This window comes from Bradyrhizobium sp. 956_D2_N1_4 (genome assembly GCF_052076025.1).
Classification (GTDB): domain Bacteria; phylum Pseudomonadota; class Alphaproteobacteria; order Rhizobiales; family Xanthobacteraceae; genus Bradyrhizobium; species Bradyrhizobium barranii.
In genome coordinates this window covers 3,854,507-3,870,775 of record NZ_CP197237.1, presented here as the reverse complement: position 1 = coordinate 3,870,775, position 16,269 = coordinate 3,854,507, and the positions used below count along the sequence as shown (strand labels likewise).

17 protein-coding genes are annotated in these 16,269 nt (G+C 65.3%); 9 read left to right on the top strand and 8 right to left on the bottom strand.

Translation table 11 applies throughout. From position 1 onward, the window contains the following. Positions 1-177: 177 nt before the first annotated feature. The 3 genes from dmeF (at position 178) to AB7535_RS18185 (ending at position 3,020) form a co-directional block, all read left to right on the top strand. Positions 178-1,140 carry a CDF family Co(II)/Ni(II) efflux transporter DmeF gene (dmeF, locus tag AB7535_RS18195; RefSeq protein WP_135215704.1) on the top strand — a complete coding sequence of 321 codons (963 nt, stop codon included), beginning with the start codon at positions 178-180 and terminating at the stop codon, positions 1,138-1,140. 86 nt (positions 1,141-1,226) lie between these two features. Further along, the gene (locus AB7535_RS18190; RefSeq protein ID WP_439036710.1) at positions 1,227-2,060 is read left to right on the top strand and encodes an N-acyl homoserine lactonase family protein; all 834 of its coding nucleotides are present in this window, start codon (positions 1,227-1,229) and stop codon (positions 2,058-2,060) included. Positions 2,061-2,141: 81 nt separating this feature from the next. Further along, positions 2,142-3,020: a DMT family transporter gene (locus tag AB7535_RS18185; RefSeq protein ID WP_439036709.1), complete on the top strand. Its 879-nt coding sequence runs from the start codon at positions 2,142-2,144 to the stop codon at positions 3,018-3,020. Here AB7535_RS18185 and AB7535_RS18180 read toward each other — a convergent pair. Together AB7535_RS18180 and AB7535_RS18175 are read right to left on the bottom strand one after the other, a co-directional pair. Further along, a complete protein-coding gene (locus tag AB7535_RS18180; protein WP_014494760.1) occupies positions 3,017-3,208 on the bottom strand; it encodes a hypothetical protein in 192 nt (63 codons plus the stop codon). The two genes, AB7535_RS18185 and AB7535_RS18180, sit on opposite strands and share 4 nt — an antisense overlap. A 31-nt stretch (positions 3,209-3,239) precedes the next feature. Continuing rightward, on the bottom strand, positions 3,240-4,397 hold the full coding sequence (locus AB7535_RS18175) for an MFS transporter (protein ID WP_166097072.1): 1,158 nt from the start codon (positions 4,395-4,397) through the stop codon (positions 3,240-3,242). A gap of 175 nt (positions 4,398-4,572) precedes the next feature. Between AB7535_RS18175 and AB7535_RS18170 the strand changes: the two genes are divergently transcribed. Then, a complete protein-coding gene (locus AB7535_RS18170) occupies positions 4,573-5,832 on the top strand; it encodes an adenylate/guanylate cyclase domain-containing protein (RefSeq protein ID WP_071913209.1) in 1,260 nt (419 codons plus the stop codon). On the opposite strand, the gene AB7535_RS18165 is transcribed toward AB7535_RS18170, so the two are convergent. Continuing rightward, positions 5,829-6,392, bottom strand: coding sequence for a pyridoxamine 5'-phosphate oxidase family protein (locus AB7535_RS18165; RefSeq protein WP_063982847.1), 564 nt, complete (start codon positions 6,390-6,392; stop codon positions 5,829-5,831). The two genes, AB7535_RS18170 and AB7535_RS18165, sit on opposite strands and share 4 nt — an antisense overlap. A 160-nt stretch (positions 6,393-6,552) precedes the next feature. Here AB7535_RS18165 and pdxR point away from each other — a divergent pair, with 160 nt between their 5' ends. Continuing rightward, positions 6,553-8,037, top strand: coding sequence for a MocR-like pyridoxine biosynthesis transcription factor PdxR (gene pdxR / locus AB7535_RS18160; protein WP_166097070.1), 1,485 nt, complete (start codon positions 6,553-6,555; stop codon positions 8,035-8,037). Here the strand turns inward: pdxR and AB7535_RS18155 are convergent. After that, the gene (locus tag AB7535_RS18155; protein WP_135215699.1) at positions 8,034-9,278 is read right to left on the bottom strand and encodes an MFS transporter; all 1,245 of its coding nucleotides are present in this window, start codon (positions 9,276-9,278) and stop codon (positions 8,034-8,036) included. The two genes, pdxR and AB7535_RS18155, sit on opposite strands and share 4 nt — an antisense overlap. Positions 9,279-9,445: 167 nt before the next feature. Here AB7535_RS18155 and AB7535_RS18150 point away from each other — a divergent pair, with 167 nt between their 5' ends. Further along, positions 9,446-10,798, top strand: coding sequence for an Nramp family divalent metal transporter (locus tag AB7535_RS18150; RefSeq protein WP_063982850.1), 1,353 nt, complete (start codon positions 9,446-9,448; stop codon positions 10,796-10,798). Here the strand turns inward: AB7535_RS18150 and AB7535_RS18145 are convergent. From AB7535_RS18145 to hemB, 4 genes are all read right to left on the bottom strand, one after another. After that, positions 10,749-11,297, bottom strand: coding sequence for a hypothetical protein (locus AB7535_RS18145; protein ID WP_135215697.1), 549 nt, complete (start codon positions 11,295-11,297; stop codon positions 10,749-10,751). The genes AB7535_RS18150 and AB7535_RS18145 overlap by 50 nt on opposite strands. A 43-nt stretch (positions 11,298-11,340) precedes the next feature. Then, positions 11,341-12,117, bottom strand: a complete 777-nt coding sequence (locus AB7535_RS18140) for an arginyltransferase (protein WP_014494765.1) — start codon at positions 12,115-12,117, stop codon at positions 11,341-11,343. A 130-nt stretch (positions 12,118-12,247) separates the two neighbouring features. Next, positions 12,248-12,787: an RDD family protein gene (locus tag AB7535_RS18135; protein WP_135215696.1), complete on the bottom strand. Its 540-nt coding sequence runs from the start codon at positions 12,785-12,787 to the stop codon at positions 12,248-12,250. A 275-nt stretch (positions 12,788-13,062) separates the two neighbouring features. After that, complete coding sequence (gene hemB / locus AB7535_RS18130) at positions 13,063-14,124, bottom strand: porphobilinogen synthase (RefSeq protein ID WP_063986325.1); 1,062 nt, start codon at positions 14,122-14,124, stop codon at positions 13,063-13,065. 138 nt (positions 14,125-14,262) lie between these two features. On the opposite strand from hemB, the gene AB7535_RS18125 reads away from it, so the two are divergent. From AB7535_RS18125 to AB7535_RS18115, 3 genes are all read left to right on the top strand, one after another. After that, on the top strand, positions 14,263-14,766 hold the full coding sequence (locus tag AB7535_RS18125; RefSeq protein WP_028155097.1) for a DUF6163 family protein: 504 nt from the start codon (positions 14,263-14,265) through the stop codon (positions 14,764-14,766). Positions 14,767-15,293: 527 nt separating this feature from the next. Then, positions 15,294-15,812, top strand: a complete 519-nt coding sequence (gene ldtR / locus AB7535_RS18120; protein ID WP_011087797.1) for a transcriptional regulator LdtR — start codon at positions 15,294-15,296, stop codon at positions 15,810-15,812. Between the two features lie 199 nt (positions 15,813-16,011). After that, positions 16,012-16,248: a hypothetical protein gene (locus tag AB7535_RS18115; protein WP_028152498.1), complete on the top strand. Its 237-nt coding sequence runs from the start codon at positions 16,012-16,014 to the stop codon at positions 16,246-16,248. The last annotated feature ends 21 nt before the right edge of the window (positions 16,249-16,269 follow it).

Here is a 16,269-nt window from a genome sequence, read left to right as displayed (position 1 = left end):
ACAAACGGGACGCGATACTTGGGCTTGTCGCCTCGTGGGGAGATCGCTCAGTCCCCATGAGCGTCATTACAACGAAACCGCCCCGGGCTGTCAATCGGCTCGTTGACTTGATTTTGCCCGGACATTCCGCAGGTCTATATTGCGGGTCAACGGACCGGACCTTTCGGAGACTTTTCGATGCATTCCCATTCGACCGAGCAATGGACCCATGACCACGTCTTTCTGGGCGAGAAGCACGATGAGAACGAGCGGCGCACCTGGCTCGTGGTCGTCCTGACCCTGGTCATGATGGTCGGCGAGATCGTTGCCGGCTCGCTGTTCGGCTCGATGGCGCTTTTGGCCGACGGCTGGCACATGGGCACGCATGCGGCCGCGCTTGGCATTGCTGCTTTCGCCTACCGTTTCGCGCGCCGGCACCTGGGGAATGCGCATTTCACCTTCGGCACGGGCAAGTTCGGCGACCTCGCGGCCTTCTCCAGCGCGATCATCCTGGGCCTGATCGCGGTCGAGATCGCCTATGAGAGCGTGCTGCGGCTGTTCACGCCGGTGCCGATCGTCTATGGCGAGGCCATCGCGGTCGCCGCCCTCGGCCTCTGCGTCAACCTCGCCAGCGCGTGGCTGCTGCGCGACAGCCATGATCACCATCATCACGGCCATGACCACGGCCATGGGCATGCGCATGATGATCACGACGATCACGGTCATCACCACCATCATCACGACAACAATCTTCGTGCGGCCTATGTCCACGTCATGGCCGATGCGGCGACCTCGGTGCTGGCGATCGCAGCGCTGGTGGTCGCGATGTATTCGGGATGGGTCTGGGCCGATCCGGCCGTCGGCCTGATCGGCAGCGCCGTGATCGCGAGCTGGGCGTTCGGCCTGGTCAAGTCATCCGGCGCGGTGCTGCTCGACGTGCGCGCCGACGAGAAGCTCGAACGCACCATCCGCGCGCGGATGGAAGTCGGCGAGGACCGCGTCACCGACTTGCATCTCTGGCAGGTCGGCCCCGGCCATTGCGCCGTGCTGGTCTCGTTGGTGTCGGACAAGCCGAAGCAGCCGGCCGTCTATAAGAAGCGGCTCGCTGGGCTGAAGGGCCTGAGCCACGTCACGGTCGAGGTCGAGACCTGCCCGCATTGATGTGATCTGCCGAAACGGAATTCGGCGGCGCGGCCGGGGTTGATCCTCGGTCGCAGCCATACACGGCTCTGCAAGAGGGACCAAGGATGATGCCCAGGATCAAGTTTGCTCTCGCCGTTGCCGCGCTGGCTCTGTCCGGCCACGCGGCCGTTGCGCAGTCCGAGAAATCGGGCGTCGAAAAGCTCTACGTCCTCAATTGCGGGGAGGGCACCGCCGGGGACATCTCGCGCTGGACGCCCGGCCTGAACGAGGGCAAGTCGATGGATTTCGTCGACAGCTGCTATCTCATCAAGCACAGCAGCAAGGGCTGGTTCCTGTGGGACACCGGCATCGCCGATGCCGTCGCCGCCATGCCGAATGGCCTTGTCCCCGCCGATCCCAAGGCCGTCACCTGGCGCCGGCCGAAGACGTTGGCCGCCCAGCTCGAACAGCTCGGCCTCAAGCCGGATGACGTCAAGGCGATGGCGGTGTCGCATACGCATCCCGACCACACCGGCAATGTCGAGCTGTTCCCGCAGGCCATGCTCTACGTGCAGAAGGCCGAATATGACTGGCCCGGCGCCAACAACGAACCGCGCTTCAAGCCCTCGCATCCGGTTGAGTTGCTCGCGGGTGACAAGGACGTGTTCGGCGACGGCAGCCTGACCATCCTGTCGACGCCCGGCCACACGCCGGGACACCAGTCGCTGCTGGTGAAACTGCCGAAAACCGGCGCGGTGGTGCTGTCGGGCGACGCCGTCCACTTCAAGGACAATTGGGACAACCGCCGCGTCCCCAGCATGAACGCCAACAAGGACCAGAGCGCGGCGTCAATGCAGAAGATCGCCGACACGCTCGGTAAGGAGAAGGCGCAGCTCTGGATCAACCACGACAAGGCCCAGCGCGACAGCCAGAAGATGGCGCCTGAGTTTTACGACTAACGTTTGCGCCGAGGCTGCTGCCATGACGCTGGCAGCAGCAGCGTGTTACGGCCCCAGAGAGCTCCGCGACAGGAGATGATCGTGGGAGAGTGGGCCGGGGTTGCGATCGCGCTGGCGTCGAGCAGCCTCGGCGGCACCGCCGCGGCGATCACCCGCTATCTCGTCGGCGGCGCGGATCCGGTTCTGCTGGCGATCCTGCGCTGGGGGATCGGCTTTCTCTGCCTCCTGCCGTGTGCGCTCCTGCTTCGCGTGCGCTGGCCGCAGCGGCCCGACTGGCCGGCGGTGGCGCTGCTCGGCATCTGCTTCTTCGGCCTGTTCTTCATCCTCTACAATATCGCGGTGTCCTACACGACCGCCGCGCGCGCCAGTCTCGCGCTGGCGACGCTGCCGCTCCACACCATGGTGGTCGGTGCGATCCTCGGCGTCGAGCGGCTGACGGCGCGCAAGATGATTGGCGTTGGCATCGCCGTGCTCGGCGTGGCGGCGGCGCTGGCAGCGGGACTCGCCCAGAGCCCGCCGGGCGCCTGGCGCGGCGAGTTGATCATGACCTGCGCCGTGTTCTGCATGGCGTTCTACAACGTGCTGTCGCGCCCGCTGATGCAGCGCTCCAGCGCATTGGGTTTTCTCACCGTCGGCATGGGCGCGGGCGCAGCCGTGCTGGTGCTGGCGGGGTTCGTGAAGGGCAGCTTTGCGGCGCTCGATCATTTCACGACGGCGCAGTGGATCGCCGGCATCTATCTCGGCATCGGCGGCGGCGCGCTCGCCTTCATCCTCTGGGTGATGGCGCTGGCGCGGGCGACGCCGACCCGCGTTGCCAATACCATGACGGTCAATCCGATTGCTGCGACCTTGCTTGCGGCGCTGCTCATGGGCGAGCCGATCACGGCAAACCTTCTGATCGGGCTGGTTGCTGTGTTCGCCGGCATCTGGATCGCGACCAGCCAGGCGAAGCCGGCCTAGCTGCGCGGTGCCGTGACCGGGGGCGGGCTGGCGTCTGGTGTCTTCTTCGGCTTGAGCGTGCCGGCGTAGAACGAGAGCAGCCAGACCAGGATGATGGCGAGGAGATAGACGCCCCAGGCTTGCGGCGGCGTGGTTGCCCAGCGCAGCAGGCCTTTGAAGGTGCGGGGCGGGCTGTTGTCTTCGCTCATGGCCCGCTTGTGCGCGAAAGCCTTGGCCCGGTCAATCCGGCCGCCGCTCGGCGCGGATCAGGAACAGCGCCGCCAGCGCCGAGAGGCTGAGTGCGGAGGAGACCATCAGCACCTTGGCGCCCATGACGTCGATGAGCAGGCCGAAGGCCAGCGGCGCCACGGCCTGCGCCATCCGTGCCGGCGCGCCGATGATGCCGAGGCGGTAGCCGAAATCTTTCGGGCCGAAGATTGACAGCGGCAGCGTGCCGCGCGCGATCGTGAGAATGCCGTTGCCCGAGCCGTGGAGCAGCGCAAACGCGGTTGCGGCGGGCGCGCCGAAGATGGCGACGACGGCGGCGCCGAGCGGGTGGGTGACGCAGGCAAGGCGCGTCGACCACAGCGGATGGAAGCGGCTCAGGAAGCCCGCTTCGAGAATGCGCGCGGCCACCTGTGCCGGGCCGATCAGCGCGCCGGCCGCGATGGCCTCGACATGCGTCGCACCTGTGGCCTCCAGCAGGCGCGGGAAATGGACGGCCATTGCGCCGGTGACGGTCCAGACCGCCGCGAACACGAAGGCGAGCAGCACCATGGTGCGGTCGAGCGGCAGATGCGGCTTCTCGGCCGTCGCCGCGGCCTGCCTGGCGCCCTTGATGGCCGGCAGCATGAAGAAGTTCAGGGGCAGGCCGATCAGGAGATTGGCGGCCGCCCAGGCAAAACAGGTCTCGCGCCAGCCGATATGGGACAGGCCCCAGGCGGTGAGGGGCCAGCCGACGGTGGAGGCGAAGCCTGCCATCAGCGTGATGCCGGTGATTGGCCTGCGCGCCTCGGTGCCGTAGATGCGGCTCAGCGCGGCGAAGGCGGCGTCATAGAGCCCCATCGCCATGCCGATGCCGAGCACGAGCCAGGCGAACGCCATCACCGCCAATGAGTGCGAGAGGCCGAGCAGGACGAGACCCGCGGCCATCGTCAGGTTCGAGACCGACAGCACCTGCCGGCCCCCGAACAGATCGATCTGCCGCCCGATGCGCGGGCCGAGCATCGCCGAGATCACCAGTGAGGCCGAGAACGCGCCAAAGATCCAGTTGGAGGAGACGCCGAGGTCGCGCGCCATGGGATCGGCGAGAAGCGCCGGCAGATAGTAGCTGGAAGCCCAGGCCAGGGTCTGCGTGGTGCCGAGCGCCAGGATGATCGGAAGCTGGCGCTGGCTCATCTCGGTGCGATTCTGGTCTCGGTTTGCGGCGGTGCCATCGGCTGCATTTGCGGCCCGTGGCGAGAGCGCGTCAACAGCGTCCGCGGCATATTCGATCTGCTGCGGACGGGAGCCTTGGTTGCGCACGGTTCGCGCGTGGCCTTTCGCTCGTCACGAATGCACGCCATAATGGCGCATGCAATTGACCTCGCGCCTCGCGCTGATGAACTGGCTGACGGGCCAAGGGCTGACGGGCCTGCCCGAAAACGAGCTGCTCCGCGGCTTCTGCGAGCGCTGCCGCGCCGAAGGGCTGGAACTCTCGCGCGGGCTCGTCGTGATCGACACGCTGCATCCGATCTATGAGGGCCGCGGCTTCCGGTGGAGCGACCGGCAGAGCAACGAGAGCGATGTGTTCGAATATGGTTCGACCGCCGAAGGCGATGCCGCCAAGAGCTGGCGCCGCTCGGTGTTCTTCCACATGCTCGAGCACGGCGAGGACGAGAGGGTGATCGACCTTGCCGACGCGCCGTCGATGGATTTCTCACAGATCGGCGAGCTCGCGGAAAAAGGCCACAAGCACTATCTCGCCTTCGTGCATCGCTTCGGCGAGAACGGCGCGCTCGGCCTGATGGATTGCCTCTATTCCTGCTGGACCACGCGCCGCGACAGCGGCTTCTCCGAACCCGAGCTCGAAGCTCTGCGCGATCTCGTGCCGGTGCTGGGGCTCGCGATCAAGTCGGCGCAGCAGGTCGACATCGCGCGAACCCTCGGCCGCGTCTATCTCGGCCGCGATGCCTCCGCGCAGGTGCTGGGCGGGCGCATCACACGCGGCGTCACCGAGCGCATCAATGCCGTGCTGTGGTATTCGGATTTGCGCGGCTCGACCGGGATCAGCGAGAGCATCGGCCCCGACGAGATCATCCCGTTCCTCAACGACTATGCCCAGGCCGTGATCGACGCGATCCACGATGCCGGCGGCGACGTCCTGAAGCTGATCGGCGATGGCGTGCTCGCGATGTTCTGGGGGGAAGACATGTCGGACGCGCGGCGCGCTGCGCTACGCGCCGAGCATCTGTTCCGCAAGAACGTCGCTGCGCTGAACAAGCGGCGGGAGGCCGATGGCCGTCCCACGACGTCGGCCTATATCGGCCTGCATGTCGGCGAGGTCTTTTACGGCAATATCGGCAGCGCGGACCGGCTCGACTTCACCGTCGTCGGCCCCACCGTCAACGAGGTTAGTCGCATCGCCTCGATGAGCCGCTCGGTCGACCGCGAGCTGCTGGCCTCGGCCGAGTTCTACAAGGGCCTGGACGCCACCGGCCGTCGCTACCTCGTCTCCACCGGGCGCTACGCGCTGCGCGGCATCGGCCGCGCGCAGGACCTCTACACGCTCGATCCTGAGGTCGATACGAGCGAGCCGGTGACCGGGAGCTACGAGCGATATCTGGCGAATTAGCGGCGGATCGCAGGGGCCGAGACATTGGGCGTTTTCGTTCGATCCTTGGCGGGCCATTGTTCGGAAAGCGGCGGCATCGAAGTCTCCTTGCCGGTCATGCGCTCAATGGCGACGGCGTAGACGGTGATGATGTCGAGCCGCGGGAAGAACCCCTTCGGTCGCGTCGTATCCGGCTTGCCGTATTTGGCCATCAACGTTTCGCAGAACCGCTGCTTGATGCCCGTGTCGCCCACGACCCTGATGCGGCCGAACAGGCATATGCTTCGATAGGCGAGACCGGAATCGCATTCGAACCGGCCATAGTCGAAGACACCTTCGTGCTCATCGATCTCGATGCAGACGCGGGGATCTCGCTCGATGTTTGCGCGCAGATGTCCCCGGGCGGCTGTCGTGTGCAGATACACCTCACCGTCGAGCCAGAGATAGAGGAGCGGGATACAGTAGGGAAAGCCGTCCTCGCTGACTGTCGCAAGATGGCCAGCATATCCGCGTGCCAGCATCTCCAGGATCCGCTCCTGCGACATGGCGCGGTCCTCGCGACGGATTTGCGGTGAACTCATGGTGCAAGACGCTCCGCGCCGCCATCCGAATGAGCGGACATTTCAGGTTTCCTTGTTATCCGAAACAGGATAGAAAAATAGTGGTCTTGAGCAAAGGTCCACTTGGCCCTATTGCAGCATACCACTTCCCGACGTGCGCTCACCTGTCGGACGAGGACCCGTGAAGAGCAGGCAGAGCTGGGCAGAACTCTATTCCTTCAGCGTCGACCGCACGGCGGAGGCGCCGGTATTCCGCCAAATCTACCTCGAGCTACGATCGGCAATTCTGTCCGGAGCGCTTCGTCCGGCGGCCAAGTTGCCCTCGACGCGCGACCTTGCGGCGCAGCTCGGCGTCTCGCGTACCGCAGTTGTTTCGGCTTTCGAGCAGCTGCTGGCCGAAGGTTATGCCTTCGGCAGGAAGGGGGCGGGGACTTACGTTGCGTCCGATCTGCCTGAACCGTTTGCCGCGCCTCATGGCCGCAAGACGCGGGCGGCACCGGCCGCGGCAGGCGCGGCCTCCTTTCACGGCCTCGGCGATTTCGTCGATGTGACGACGCAGAATGACGAGCGTCCCTTCAACCTGGGTCGCACGCTGTTGGATGCACGTAGCGCCGAATTGTGGCGCAAACTCACGGCGCGCACGCTGCGATCGTTTGAGCGACATCATCTCGGCTACGGCGATCCGCGTGGCTTGCTGGAGCTGCGCAAGTCGGTTTGCGACTATCTTCGGGCCGCACGCGGCGTGCGCTGCGAGGTCGATCAGATCGTGATCACCGCCGGCACGCAGCAAGCCGTGGACATCGCCGCACGTGTCATGCCCGGGCCGGACAAGGAGGTCTGGATCGAAGACCCCGGCTATACCCTGACCCGTCTTACGCTCGCTGCGTCAGGCGCGAAGGTTTGCGCCATCCCGGTTGACCAGCACGGCGTCAACGTCACGGAAGGGATCCGCCGCGCCCCGAAGGCGCGCGCAGTTTTCATAACGGCCTCGCACCAGTTTCCGACAGGCGTTCCCCTGTCGATGGCGCGCCGCCTCGAACTTCTCGCCTGGGCCCGCGAGTCCGGCGCCTGGATCATCGAGGACGATTACGCCAGCGAATTCCGCTACGGCGGCCGTCCCCTCGCTTCGCTTCAGGGCCTGGATGAGGCCGGCCGTGTCATTTACGTCGGAACTCTCAACAAGGCGCTCTTCCCCGGACTGCGGCTTGGCTACGCCGTGCTGCCACACCCGCTGGTGCGGAATTTCGTTGCCGCGCGCTATCTGATCGACCGTCAACCGTCGAGCCTCTGCCAGTCCGTTGCTGCGGCCTTCATGGAGGAGGGGCATTTCGCAGCCCACATCCGCAGAATGCGGGAAGTGTATCGCCGCCAGCGCGATACCCTCGTTGCGGCACTGAGGCGGCGCCTGGGCGACCATTTGTCGGTCGAGCCGCCGGACCAGGGCATGCACCTGGTTGCCTACACGCGACGGGGACTGTCCGACGTGAAGATCGAACGGGCCGCTCGCGACCACGGCGTCACCGTTCGCGCGATGAGCCGCCACTATATCGAGGCCCCGGCGCAGTCGGCGCTGATGCTGGGCTTCAGCGGCTACCCGCAGCAGACCATTGCGCCGGCGGTTGCCCGACTGGCGCGGGCCATCGCCACTGATTGCGTACCGGACTAGCACCGCGCCGGCACTTCGTCCCCCACCATGGCGGGCTGCCGATCCAGCGCCACGGCGGGAGAGAGCCAGATTACCAGCGCCTGCACGCCGAACACGGCGGCTGCGAGATACAGGCAGGCTTCCGCGCTCCAGAGGCCGCCGACGATCGCGCCCAGCGCCGAGCCGAGCGGGCGGGCGCCGTAGCTCATGATGTTGATGGCGGAGACGCGTCCGAGCAGGCGCGGCGGCGTCACGGACTGCCGCAGGGTCGTGGTCGAAATCACCCACAGGATCGGCCCGACCCCGAGCAGGAAGAAGCTCAAGGCTGCGAGCCAGGGGGAGGGGACCAGCACCGTCAGCGCCATCACCACCGCAGCGACGAAACCTGTGACCGGGCCAAGGCCGACCACCGTGCCGAAGGCGATGCGCTTCATCACGCGCGTGGCGAACAGCGCGCCGATCACCATGCCGACGCCGTACATCGTCAGCACGGTGCCGACGCCTGCGGCGGTCAGGCCGAGATGGCGTACCGCATAGGGCACGAACACGGCGATCTGGAGGAACCAGCCGGTGTTGAAGATGAACTGGGTGATGAACACCGGCCGCAGCAGCGGATGGTGGAACACGAAGGCCGCGCCCTCCCGGATGTCCTGGAACGGATGGCGCCGCGGCGAGGGCGTCCGGGTGGGCTCGTAGATGCCGGAGAGCAGCACGACGGCGATGGCCGAAAGCGCTGCGGCGAAGCCGAAGGCCGGGCTCGCGCCCCACCAGCCGACCAGTGCGCCGCCGAGCGCAGGCCCGCTTGCAAAGGCGATGGTGCGGGCGAGCTCGATGCGGGCATTTGCCGACGGCAACAGCTCCGCGCTCACCAGCGAGGGCACTAGGGCCGGCGCCGCCACGCTGTAGACGACCGTGCCGCATACGGCGGCAAAGCCGAGCAGAGCGAGCAGCGGCAAATTGAGCGCGCCAAGTGTGAGCAGCAGCACGATGGCCGCCAGCGCGACCGCGCGCAGCGCTTCGGCACCCGCCATCAGCGAGCGGCGGGAGATGCGGTCGGCGAGTAGGCCGGCCGGAATGGCGAACAGGACAAAGGGCAGGGTGAGGGCGGTCTGGAGCAGGCCGGTCTGGCCTTCCGCAACACCCAGCGTGAGCACGGCGACGATGGGGGCCGCGGCCAGCGCGATCTGCTCGGCCGATTGCGCCGCCAGGTTGGACCAGGCGAGGCGGTTGAAGGTGTCTGGGAGGCGAAGCGGGTTTGACATGGCGCATTTCCTGCAAAGTCGTGTTGCCGCCAGTATCCGCCCCCGAGGACGGCCAAACCCACCCGCTTCCCGACAGGGCGGCCAATAACCGCCGCGCCGGGAACTCATGCGGCTAGATGCAGTTGCAAATGAGTTGCAATAAGCTTCGACTTCGGTATTCTGCTGATATGGATGCCCGCTCCCCCGATTTGACCCAAGATGCCGCCGGCTGGCGCACTGATGCGCCTGCTACCAAGAGCCTCGCCGAGGTGAACGCCACGATTGCCATCCCCACGGCGGGGGTGTGGTGGCGGCGATTCCTCGCCTTTGTCGGCCCCGGCTATCTGGTCTCGGTCGGCTACATGGACCCCGGCAACTGGGCGACCGACCTCGCCGGAGGGTCGAAGTTCGGCTACACGCTGCTTTCGGTCATCCTGCTCTCGAATTTGATGGCGATCCTGCTCCAGTCGCTGGCGGCGCGGCTCGGCATCGTCACCGACCGCGACCTCGCGCAGGCCTGCCGCGCGACCTATTCGCCGGCGGTGAACTTCCTGCTCTGGCTCGCCTGCGAGGCGGCGATCATCGCCTGCGATCTCGCCGAGGTCATCGGCACAGCGATCGCGCTCAAACTGCTGTTCGGCATTCCCCTGATCGGCGGCGCGCTGCTTGCCGCGCTCGATGCGTTCCTGCTGCTGCTCCTGATGAACCGCGGCTTTCGCTTCCTCGAAGCGTTCGTCATCGCGATGCTTGTCGTGATCGCGGTCTGCTTCGTGGTCCAGATCGTGGCCGCGGCGCCGCCGATGGCGGAAGTCCTGCACGGCTTCATGCCGAAGACCGAGATCTTCACCAATCCGGAAATGCTCTACATCGCGATCGGCATCATCGGCGCGACCGTGATGCCGCATAATCTCTATCTGCACTCCTCGATCGTGCAGACGCGCGCCTATGAGCGCAACGACACCGGCCGGCGCGAGGCGATCAAATGGGCGACGACGGACTCGACCATCGCCCTGATGCTGGCACTGTTCATCAATGCAGCGATCCTTGTCGTGGCAGCCGCGACCTTCCACAAGAGCGGCCATTCCGACGTCGCCGAGATCGGCCAGGCCTTCGAGCTGTTGTCGCCGCTGCTCGGCCTCGGTATCGCCTCGACGCTGTTCGCCATTGCGCTGCTCGCCTCGGGCCTGAACTCGACGGTGACGGCGACGCTCGCCGGCCAGATCGTGATGGAGGGCTTTCTCGACCTGCGCCTGCCGAGCTGGGCGCGGCGATTGCTGACGCGCGGCATCGCTATCGTGCCGGTGATCGTCGTCACCGCGATCTATGGCGAGCGCGGCACGGCGGATCTCCTGGTGTTCAGCCAGGTCGTGCTGTCGATGCAGTTGCCCTTCGCCGTGATCCCGCTGGTCCGCTTCGTCTCGGATCGGCGCAAGATGGGCAAGTTCGCGATACCGCCATACGTCGCCGCGATCGCGTGGATCGTCGCGGGCATCATCGTGATTTTGAACGTGAAGTTGCTGGTGGATACGCTGTTCGGGTGAGTGCGCTTGCGGTTATGGCCGCTAGCAGAGTCCACTCATATGCTTGAACTTCCAGAGCGAGGGCAGTCCTTGCGGGCTGGTCTTCGGGACCGTAACCCCGCAGCGTCTTCGGTCCCTTCTGCTTGAACTCCTCGATCCCGCATGATGTCGGGCCTTCGTACACGCTCACTGTCACGACATAGAAGTCGGGAAGAACGTCCTCGATCCGGGCTTCGGATTCGACGTTGGCGTTCGGGCGCCGCCACGTGTGAATGATTTTGCGGCCAGGCTCGGGCTTGTCGAACAAGGGAAGGTCTGGCGCGAAGAGATCAGCGACCTCGCCAGCCTTGCCGATCGGCTGGCCGTAGTCCTTGAGGAACGCGCGAAGCTTCGGGGGCAGAGGTGTCACCGCGATACAGCGGCCAAAATAGTCCTTGTGGCCGGCGTCACAGGCATGGGCGTCGATGCTCGACGGGATGATCAACGACAGTGCGAACAGGACGGAAATTGCAGACCGCAAGCACGGGCCTATTCTCGCCGCGGGACGTCGAACCACCGCTCCCTTAATCCTGCGGCTCTGACGTCGCGTCACCTTGCGCATCGATGCGCAGCCAGCCTGACGGCGCGAGGCGCTGCTGCGGCAGGAAGCGGGCCTTGTAGTCCATCTTCTTGGAGCCTTCGATCCAGTAGCCGAGGTAGACGTAGGGCAGGCCCTGACGTCGCGCCCGTGCGATATGGTCGAGGATCATGAAGGTGCCCATCGACCGGCTGACCTGGCTCGGCTCGAAGAACGAATAGACCATCGACAGGCCGTCGCTGAGCACATCGGTCAGCGCCACCGCGATCAGCTCCTCACCGCGGCCGGTGATGCCGCTGTCGGGGCCGCGCTTGCGGTACTCGATGATGCGGGTCTCGACATGGCTGTCCTCGACCATCATGGCGTAGTCGAGCACGGTCATGTCGGCCATGCCGCCATGGCGGTGGCGGGAGTCGAGATAGGCGCGGAACACCGAATATTGCTCGGAGGTCGGCACCGCACTGCGCTGCTCGCCGATGATGTCGGCGTTGCGCGCGATCACCTTGCGGAAGTTCCGGGAGGGGCGGAATTCGTTGGCGACCACCCGGACGGAGACGCAGGCGCGGCACTGGTCACAGGCCGGCCGGTAGGCGATCGACTGGCTGCGGCGGAACCCGCCATGGGTCAGGAGGTCGTTGAGGTCACCTGCGCGCTCCCCCACGAGGTGCGTAAACACCTTGCGCTCATGCCGGCCCGGCAGATACGGGCAGGGAGAGGGCGCCGTGAGGTAAAATTGGGGGGTGTCGCGCGAGTGCTGGGTCAAGGGACGTCGTGGGCCTCCAAAGTGGGCATTAACATCGCGCTACGAAGGCCCCCGGTCAATCGGTCTACTCGGCAGGTCAGATCAGTCAGTTTAGTCGGTCCTGGTTGATAGGTTCTTGATCATCAGGCTCTCAGTAGGTCCTTGCCGCCTGCGGCACAGGCGCGCGGACGGAATTGTTGATCACGACCGTTCCCAGCACGACATCATGCAGCAGGCGCCGGCGGCCGTTGAACAGCCCAACCAGCACCACGAAAGGTGTCAGGAACGAGACCGTCACCCAGAACAGCACGGCATGGGTGGCGCCGAGCACGAAATAGCCGGGCGCGCCGTACCAGGTGCGCAACTCCAGATCCATCAGGCGCATGCCGATCGTCGCGGACGACGGACCGCCGATGCAGGCACCGTAATAGACGATCGCCCAAACAACGGAGGCCGGCCAGGCCAGCCAGAACAGCGCCCAGCCGATGCCGAGCGTGACGATGCCGAACAGCGCGATGAAGATGTAGCCGAGGATCACGGGAACGGAGATCACGACCATGTCGATCAGGAACGCGAACGCCCGCCGCGTTGCCACGCCACGGAACAATTCCGGGTGCAGATAGGGATCGAAGGCGTGCGGTTGCATGGCGCCGTCATTGCGCCAGGCATTGCGCGAGTCCGAATACGACATAGTCCGTTCTCCCAAGGGAAACTCCCGTGGCAGGACATGGGAGCAAGTCATCCCCGTGCCAAGGGCGTGCGGGCGTCAACAAGCCGAAATATTCCGGCAATTCGGGGGCGGGGCTGTTACCGCTGTCGTTCAGGGAAGGCGTCGTAGGGTGGGCAAAGGCGCGTTAGCGCCGTGCCCACCATCGTTCCGCGATCGCTAGCTGGCATGGTGGGCACGCTTCCGCCTTCGCTCTTCGAGCTACGGCGGACAAGCCGCTTGGCCCACCCCGCGATACCTTACGTTTGGCTCCGCAGCTTCTCCGCCACCTTCGGCGCAAAATAGCTGAGCACGCCGTCGGCGCCGGCACGCTTGAACGCCAACAGGCTCTCCATCATTGCGCGCTCGCCGTCGAGCCAGCCATTGTTGGCGGCGGCTGCGATCATCGCGTATTCGCCGGAGACCTGGTAGGCGAAGGTCGGCATCGCAAAGGTGTCCTTCACGCGCCGGACCACGTCGAGATAGGGCATGCCGGGCTTCACCATCACCATGTCGGCGCCCTCGGAGATGTCGAGATCGACCTCGCGCAGCGCCTCGTCGGTGTTGGCGCTGTCCATCTGGTAGGTGCGCTTGTCGCCGGTCAGCGTCTTGGCCGAACCGATGGCGTCGCGGAACGGGCCGTAGAAGGCGGAGGCGTATTTGGCCGCATAGGCCATGATCTGCACGTCGAGCAGGCCAGAGCGGTCCAGCCCCTCGCGGATCGCGGCGACGCGGCCGTCCATCATGTCGGAGGGCGCGATGATGTCGCAGCCGGCTTCGGCCTGGACCAGCGCCTGACGCACCAGCACCGCGACCGTCTCGTCGTTCAAAATCTTGCCGTCGGAGATCAGGCCGTCATGGCCGTGGCTGGTGAAGGGATCGAGCGCGACGTCGCAGAGGATGCCGATGTCAGGAAACTCCTTCTTGATCGCGCGCACCGCCTGGCAGACCAGGTTGTTCGGATTGGTCGCCTCGGAGCCTTCCTCGTCGCGCAGGGACGGGTCGGTGTAGGGAAACAGCGCGAGGCAGGGGATGGTGAGCTTCATGGCGCGCTCGGCCTCGCGCACGGCCTGGTCGACGCTGAGGCGGTCGACGCCCGGCATCGAGGCGATCTGCTCGCGCTTGTTGTTGCCGTCGATCAGGAACAGCGGCCAGATCAGATCGTCGGTGGTCAGCACGTTCTCGCGCACCATGCGCCGGGCCCATTCGGCCTTGCGGTTGCGGCGCGGGCGGACGGCCAGATCGAGGGCAGGGGAGGCACTGGCGCCATCCCGGCGCGAAACCTCGCGCAATTCGATCGGACGTCCGTATTTGATCGCCATCATTCTTCCTCCGGCTGGAATTATTCTTATACCAGCTCGCATGGTTCCCGTCACCGCGGCTTGACCTGCCGCAAGGCAAAATTGAGGTCAATCGGGCAGCCGATTGATTTTGCGGGGCGAAGCAGCCAGAAGGGGACCATGTCCGAAATCTCCACCCGCGATGCGGCCCGCGACGGCGCCAGTGCCAGGGACGCCGCCAGAGACAACGCCAGAGACAACGCGATGTCGGTGGCGGCGATCTCGTCGGAGCGCCCCGAGTCCGACGACAATGTCTGGACGCGCCGGCTCGTGCTGTTCCTGCGCGTGATGGCGCTGCTGTCGATTCTGAAGGGCCTCTATCACTGGGCCCAGGTCACCGGCTTCGTCGGCGGTGAGGACGAGGCGTTCGAGAACCAGTCGATGGCCTGGCAGGCCGCCACGGTCTATTTCGCCGTGATCGAGCTCGTTGCCGCGGTCGGCCTCTGGCTTGCGACGCCCTGGGGCGCGGTGGTGTGGCTGACGACCGTGGTGTCGATGGCGGTGATCGAACTGATGTTCCCGGGCATCTACGGCGGCAGCCTGATCGTCGTCGGTGTCGAAGCCTTCATGCTCGCCGCCTATCTCGCGCTCGCCTGGATGGCCGCGCGCGAGCGGCCGCCGTAGCGCGCTTGCGATTTCAACGCACACTCACACTCTCTCGTGCCCCGGACGCAGCGCAGCACGCAGTGATGCGCTGCTGAGCCGGGGCCCAGCTCTCCACGATCTCGTTTGCGGCTTCTGGGTCCCGGCTCTGCGCTCCGCTTCGCTGCGCTTGTCCGGGACACGAGAGCGGCATTTCCAAAGTCGTGGCTTGGTTGACCGTTGGTTGCCTAAAATTCGAGGTAACTTTTCATTGACTCCGTGCGTTCCGCCACAGCTCTTACGCGCCCGTTTCGAAACGGGGCGGCCCTGTACTGGAATGCGACAGAGGTGGCGGACGGAGGGTGAACAGGACCTTGCGAGGGTCAACAGACGGTTGCGAAAAGCCCTTGTGACACAGGCTTAATCCGCAATTCACTGTCTTAAATTCATGATCTCTTTATTCTCTTATTTAAGCCGATCTTCAAACGCCCCCCTTAAGTTGCACCTATCAGACGGAGCAAAAGTTTCGTCGAATGAGTGTCGATAAAAACGACAACAGGGGAAGTGTCATGATGAAAGCCGTCGCAACTGCGGCAGATACCGCAGAGCGCGTCTCCGGCCAGCAGGGTTCGGTGCAGTCGCTCTATCTGGAAGCTTTGACTCTGGTGGAGCGGCTGCATCGCCGGCTCCTCGACGTCATCAAGGATGAATTCGATCGCCGCGGCCGTGCGGACATCAACTCGGTCCAGGCGCTCCTGCTCTACAACATCGGCGACAAGGAGCTGACCGCGGGCGAGCTGCGCACGCGCGGTTACTATCTCGGCTCCAACGTCTCCTACAATCTGAAGAAGCTCGTCGAGCTCGGCTTCCTCGATCATCAGCGCTCGCGCGTCGATCGCCGCTCGGTGCGCATCCGCCTGACCCCGCAGGGCCAGGAAGTCCGCCGCATCGTCGACTCCCTCTACCAGAAGCACGTCAAGACGGTGGAGCAGGTCGGCGGCATCTCGGGCGAGGAGTTCTCGACCCTCAACAAGTCGCTGCACCGCCTCGAGCGGTTCTGGACCGACCAGATCCTGTATCGTCTCTGAGTTCTTTGCGACGGGACTTGGCCAAGCCGGCCCATAACAAGACCGGCAAGCCTCCCGAACGTGCCTGACCTCCCCAAGCGCGCCGGCCCGGCTCTGCCCCGGACCGGTGCGTTTTGTCGTTTCGCGACTGCGAAATAATTGCCGGCCAGGCGGAACCAGTTCCCCGCACCGCAGTTGTTACTGCGGATCGGAGGATGCGATGCTGGTCGAGCGCGGGCTTCAGGCAATGAACGTCGAACTCGTGAGCGACGCCTATGCCATCGCAGCCAACTACCTCCGCCGCTCCGGCGCGATTCCCGACACGCTGGTCACCAACGAAAGCCTGCTCGAGATCATCATCAAGCTGCTCCAGCACGGCGAATTGAACAAGATCAGGCTCGCCAACAAGGCCATTGGCCGGTTCGAGGCCCAGTCCGGAGCCCGCGCGGTTGCCTGATCAAAACTCCCAAAATTCGAC

Excerpts from the sequence above, each read along its gene's own strand:
- dmeF (WP_135215704.1), top strand. The coding sequence starts at position 178 with ATGCATTCCCATTCGACCGAGCAATGGACCCATGACCACGTCTTTCTG.
- AB7535_RS18190 (WP_439036710.1), top strand. The coding sequence starts at position 1,227 with ATGATGCCCAGGATCAAGTTTGCTCTCGCCGTTGCCGCGCTGGCTCTG.
- AB7535_RS18180 (WP_014494760.1), bottom strand. The coding sequence starts at position 3,208 with ATGAGCGAAGACAACAGCCCGCCCCGCACCTTCAAAGGCCTGCTGCGC.
- AB7535_RS18175 (WP_166097072.1), bottom strand. The coding sequence starts at position 4,397 with ATGAGCCAGCGCCAGCTTCCGATCATCCTGGCGCTCGGCACCACGCAG.
- AB7535_RS18170 (WP_071913209.1), top strand. The coding sequence starts at position 4,573 with ATGCAATTGACCTCGCGCCTCGCGCTGATGAACTGGCTGACGGGCCAA.
- AB7535_RS18165 (WP_063982847.1), bottom strand. The coding sequence starts at position 6,392 with ATGAGTTCACCGCAAATCCGTCGCGAGGACCGCGCCATGTCGCAGGAG.
- AB7535_RS18155 (WP_135215699.1), bottom strand. The coding sequence starts at position 9,278 with ATGTCAAACCCGCTTCGCCTCCCAGACACCTTCAACCGCCTCGCCTGG.
- AB7535_RS18150 (WP_063982850.1), top strand. The coding sequence starts at position 9,446 with ATGGATGCCCGCTCCCCCGATTTGACCCAAGATGCCGCCGGCTGGCGC.
- AB7535_RS18135 (WP_135215696.1), bottom strand. The coding sequence starts at position 12,787 with ATGTCGTATTCGGACTCGCGCAATGCCTGGCGCAATGACGGCGCCATG.
- hemB (WP_063986325.1), bottom strand. The coding sequence starts at position 14,124 with ATGGCGATCAAATACGGACGTCCGATCGAATTGCGCGAGGTTTCGCGC.
- AB7535_RS18125 (WP_028155097.1), top strand. The coding sequence starts at position 14,263 with ATGTCCGAAATCTCCACCCGCGATGCGGCCCGCGACGGCGCCAGTGCC.
- ldtR (WP_011087797.1), top strand. The coding sequence starts at position 15,294 with ATGATGAAAGCCGTCGCAACTGCGGCAGATACCGCAGAGCGCGTCTCC.
- AB7535_RS18115 (WP_028152498.1), top strand. The coding sequence starts at position 16,012 with ATGCTGGTCGAGCGCGGGCTTCAGGCAATGAACGTCGAACTCGTGAGC.